The following is a 1,825-nucleotide window of genomic DNA, read 5'->3' on the forward strand; positions in this document are numbered from 1 at the left end:
GTCCTTCGGCTGGCCGCTGATTGTCGCGCTGGTCGTCGGCATGGCGTTCACCGCTTTGCTGGCGCTGCTGCTCGACAAGGTGCTGTTTTCGCGGCTGCGCTCGCAAGGCCAGGCGATCATCGTGGTGATGGCGAGCTTCGGTGCCTCGATGGCGCTGAGAAGCCTGCTCGAATTCACCTTCACCTCGCGGCCGACCTATTTCAGCCGGGCGATCCAGATCGCCATGCCGGTCGGCTTCGGCATCCGCATCACATCAGACCAGATCGCGCTTTTGCTGCTGACCGCGGTGCTGGTGCTCGCCGTGCATCTGTTGATGACGCGCACGCAGACCGGCCGCTCGATGCAGGCCCTGAGCCAGAACGCGGCACTGGCCCGCATCGTCGGCATCGACGTCGCCAGCGTGGTGCGCGTCACCTGGGTCATCGGCGGGGCGCTGGCCTGCGTGGCCGGCGTGATGATCGGCATCCTGGTGCAGATCCGCCCGTTCATGGGCTTCGACATGCTATTGCCGATGTTTGCCGCCGCCATTCTCGGCGGCATCGGCAGCATCCCCGGCGCCGTGCTCGGCGGCCTGATCATCGGGCTCGCCGAGGCCGGTGCCGTGCAGCTGATCGGCGCCGAATGGCGCGCCGCCGTCTCCTTCATCATCCTGATGGCGGTGCTGTTCGTGCGGCCGATCGGCCTGTTTGGTGTGAGGGAACGCTGATGGATCTGATCGGCTACGGCGCCTTCTTCCTGACCACCGCGCTGATCTTTTCGCTGGTCACGCTGGGGCTCAATTTGCAGTGGGGCCTGACCGGCCTGTTCAATGTCGGCCTTGCCGGCTTCGTCGCCATCGGCGCCTACACCTCGGCATTGCTGACCACTCCCGACGACGCCGCGCGGCTGGGTGGCCTTGGCCTGCCGATCGTTGTCGGCTGGGCGGGCGCCATGGTCGTCGGCGGCATTGCCGCGGCGTTAACTGGCATGGCGACGCTGCGGCTCAGGTCCGACTATCTGGCGATCACCACCTTCGGCGTCGCCGTCGTCGTGCAACTGGTCGCGCTCAACGCGCAGAAACTGACCGGCGGCCCGTTCGGCATCGGCTTCATCCCGCGCCCCTTCGGCAGCCTTGCCGAGACGCCGCTGCTGTTCAACCTGTCGAACCTTGCCGTGGTCGCGGCGGTGACTCTGGTCGCCTATCTCGCTTTGGAACATCTGTCGCGCAGCCCGTGGGGCCGCGTGCTGAAGGCGCTACGCGAGGATGAGCGGGCGGCGATCTCGCTTGGCAAGAGCGCGCGTTTCTATCGCGTCCAGGCCTTCGCCGTGGGCGGCGCCATCATGGCACTGGCCGGCGCATTGCAGGCGCATTTCACCGGCTTCATCGCGCCGGACAATTATTTGCCGATCCTGACCTTCCAGGTCTGGGTGATGCTGATCGTGGGCGGCTCGGGCAGCAATCTCGGCGCCGTCATCGGCAGCATCCTGGTCTGGGCGATATGGGCTGGGTCGGGCACGCTGACCAGCATCCTGTTCCCGCCGGAACAGCAGGCTCGTGCCGCCGCGCTGCAGATCGCCGCCATCGGCGTCATGCTCTGCGTTATCCTGCTGGTCCGGCCGAACGGGCTGTTCGGCGACAGGCCACGGCGGCCTTGGCTCGGCAAGCGGACGAGGATCGCTGCAGACAGGAGCAGTTCCAGCTCATGAATGCCGTCATCCGGCAGGAAGCGCACGGCGTTTCGCTCTGGCATGCCGTCGGCCGCAATCGACGTGAGCGGCCGGCACTGCAAGGCGGGCTCGATGTCGACCTAGCAATCGTCGGCGGCGGCTTTTCTGGCCTTTCAAC

2 protein-coding genes are annotated in these 1,825 nt (G+C 66.5%); both read left to right on the forward strand.

All coding sequences use genetic code 11. The annotated features are described in order from the left end of the window. Positions 1-706 (forward strand): branched-chain amino acid ABC transporter permease (locus tag EN925_RS34395; RefSeq protein ID WP_164894604.1); only part of this gene is annotated, 706 nt, incomplete at its 5' end. Further along, a complete protein-coding gene (locus EN925_RS34400; protein WP_164753650.1) occupies positions 703-1,686 on the forward strand; it encodes a branched-chain amino acid ABC transporter permease in 984 nt (327 codons plus the stop codon). The genes EN925_RS34395 and EN925_RS34400, both read left to right, overlap by 4 nt. Positions 1,687-1,825 lie beyond the last annotated feature (139 nt).

The sequence above is a fragment of the Mesorhizobium sp. M7A.F.Ca.US.006.04.2.1 genome, assembly GCF_004022915.1.
Taxonomy (GTDB): Bacteria; Pseudomonadota; Alphaproteobacteria; order Rhizobiales; family Rhizobiaceae; genus Mesorhizobium; species Mesorhizobium ciceri.